Annotated in this window: 3 protein-coding genes; 1 reads left to right on the forward strand and 2 read right to left on the reverse strand. The window is 60.3% G+C overall.

From position 1 onward, the window contains the following. The coding region (locus ACIQ2E_RS15385; RefSeq protein ID WP_398332406.1) for a hypothetical protein at nucleotides 1–669 on the reverse strand (669 nt) is incomplete at its 3' end. Nucleotides 670–834: 165 nt separating this feature from the next. On the opposite strand from ACIQ2E_RS15385, the gene ACIQ2E_RS15390 reads away from it, so the two are divergent. Continuing rightward, nucleotides 835–2,055, forward strand: coding sequence for a nucleotidyltransferase family protein (locus ACIQ2E_RS15390; protein ID WP_398332408.1), 1,221 nt, complete (start codon nucleotides 835–837; stop codon nucleotides 2,053–2,055). Here the strand turns inward: ACIQ2E_RS15390 and ACIQ2E_RS15395 are convergent. Beyond that, nucleotides 2,012–2,736: ATP-binding cassette domain-containing protein (locus ACIQ2E_RS15395; RefSeq protein ID WP_398332411.1), on the reverse strand; the 725-nt coding region annotated here is incomplete at its 5' end. The genes ACIQ2E_RS15390 and ACIQ2E_RS15395 overlap by 44 nt on opposite strands.

Raw genomic sequence — 2,736 nt, forward strand, 5'->3', positions numbered from 1 at the left:
GTTGCGCAGTCGCAGTGCCGCCGTCTTCTGACTGGTAATCCGGGTGATGCGGCTGGCATCTGAGTCTTGGCTGTCGTGGCGGCGTTGGTGGATCAGATAGAGCGCCTGCAAGGGAACCGCCTCGGTAGCGCTGTGTACTGCATCTCCCATCAGCAGGTACTTATCCATCCCCTGGCGGATCGGCGGTAGCTGGACCAGATCCAGCCCGAACGCCTTGGCAGCGTCGTGCCAGAGCTTTATGCGTGGAATACCTGGCAGAACGCGCCCATCTGGGGTCACGGCAACCAGGTCGTCTGCCAGCAATCGCCAGCCCTGCTGCATCAGCGAGTAGGCCAGAGTGGATTTGCCAGCCCCCGAGTGGCCCATGCACACCACAGCACGGCCATCCTTTTCCAGGGCATTGCCATGCAACACCAACATGCCCCGTTGAATGAGCAGCGCCCCCACTGCTGAACCCAACAGGAAGGTGCACAGGTCTTGATCACTGACCCCCTGGTGCGCCCGGTGCCAGGCAATGCGGTCACCGCCAGTGATGCGGAAGCGGCCGATGTCTTCCACCGTGAGCCGCAGATCACCCCGCCCCATCTGCAGGAATGGTGTGTCGTGCAGGCCGGGTGGCAACTCGGGCCAGCATTCGGGGTCTTCAGGAGCGATTGCAACCGCAGCCACGTCTCCCGATCTGGGCTCAACAAGCCGCTCAGGCAGTTCGGGGATATCCAGCACTGGGGAATGCCAGATCAGGCCGAAAGCCTCTCGGTGGTGGCCAGTGGCCAGTGGCATCGAACCATGGCGAAGACGCCTTAGTTTCCCTCACAACCACCGGCAAGCGTTGCTGTGATCAAGGCCGACAGCCTCGATGCCATCAAGGGCCTGGTGCGTCTGGCGCTGCAGCGGGAGCGGGAATGCGCCGAGCACGGCTCGCCACTCACCACCACAGCATCACCGGAGCTAACAGCACAGCTGCTCGCTGTCCCCGACAGCGCCCTGTTGGCCGCCATCCAGCGACATCGCCTCGAAAGCTTGTTGCACGGCGATCCCCTCGTGGGAGCCCTTTTGCCAACGTTGGGCGACAAGCTCAAGGCACTCGCCCGCGCCGAAACCATGGCCGCCCTGGCCCTGGCCAGCTTGACGCGCGAAATGGCAACCTTATTTGAACGGGCGGGTATCCCGATGCTGGTGATCAAGGGCATCCCGCTCAGCCTGCAAACCACCGGCTCCCTCACAGCCAGGGGGCGGGGCGATCTGGATCTGCTGGTGGATCCCAGACAGGTACCACAGGCCCTGAACCTGCTGCAATCAGCTGGCTTCAATTTGACCTACGGAGCCTCTTTGGTTGGAGCCAATTCATTACAAGGGCGCTACAGCCGTTTCATCTCAATCGAGATCTCCTTGGTTCGCTCCAGGGGGCAACGGCAGTGGATCGACCTGCACTGGCACCCGTCCCATGCGCGGGGAGTACTACCTGCGTTCAGGGAGTTATTCAGAAACCGAGATCATGTGGCGATTAATGGCGTTTCGGCGTCCACACTCGCGTTGGAAGCTGCCTTTGTTCATGCCTGTTGCCATGCCGCGGTAGATTGCTGGATGTGCATCAGGAATCTTGTTGATGTGCACCGGCTATCTAGAAGGCTCGAACATAAGACCCTTAGCACCCAGAGGAAGTACAGACTCGTTCGCAAAACCTGCGCGGTGGCTATTGATTGTGTCCCGGATCCTCGTTTCTTGACCCTGCTTGCAAGCAAAACGTCCAGCAAGGAGTGCAGAGCGCTGAGCTCCGCTCGTAAAGCACAGATGCTCCCCTGGCGCAGTCTTGGCACTGGAGAATGGACTGTGCACAACCGAACCCGCTATCTGCTGCGACTCATGAATCTGAGTCTTCACCCAGTGCACCTGACTTCTATGCTGATGCAACATGCCATTCCGCCGGAATCACTGGTGGACATGCAGACAGGGCAACCCTTATCGGCAATGGCTGTTGTTCTGGGGCGGATCGAGAAGTTGGCCCGTCGCATCAGGGGTAATGATGCGCAGCTGACGCAGCAATCCGATCACTGACCTGAAGCTCAATCACCTTGTTCGCTTGATTGATCAGCCCTGGATCATGGGTGCTCACCAACACCAGCCTGGTTTTGCAGCGATCGGCAATGATTGATCGTATCTGCTGAGCTGAAGCCGCATCCAGGAAAGCTGTGGGCTCATCAAGCACCTCTATCGGGCAGTTACGCAGCCAGGCACGCAGCAAACCCAGCCGGTGCATTTCACCGCCGGAGAAGTGATCCAAAGCCAGTGGGAGCGGATCATCCAGCCCTCCTGGCCGTTGAGCGAGATGGGTTAATCCCATTAACTCCAGCCAGGGCTCGAGCTCTTCGCTGGAGTGCTCTCCAGTCAAGAGCAAATTGTGACGCAGGCTGGCTTCAAATAGCACGGCGTCCTGTGGGGCGTAGGCGAGCAGTTGCCGCAATTGGCGGGCCCCTGCTGCACCGGAGAGATCAAGAACACCATCAGGCGTTTGGATCCGCCAACAACTGGACTCTTCACCCAGCAAGCCGCAGACACGGTCCAGCAGGGTGGTTTTGCCGCTGCCCGATGGCCCCACCACGGCCACCAAGTGGCCCGCCTCAAGACGCACCGGCTCTAGAGATGGGTCCACGGAGCCAGGGCTCCATTGCAGCGCCTGCCAGCGGGCGGGGTGGTCCAGTGCCTGCAGGGCCGGTAATGAAATCACCTGACCCTGCG

This window comes from Vulcanococcus sp. (genome assembly GCF_044369115.1).
In the GTDB taxonomy this organism is placed as follows: Bacteria; Cyanobacteriota; Cyanobacteriia; order PCC-6307; family Cyanobiaceae; genus Vulcanococcus.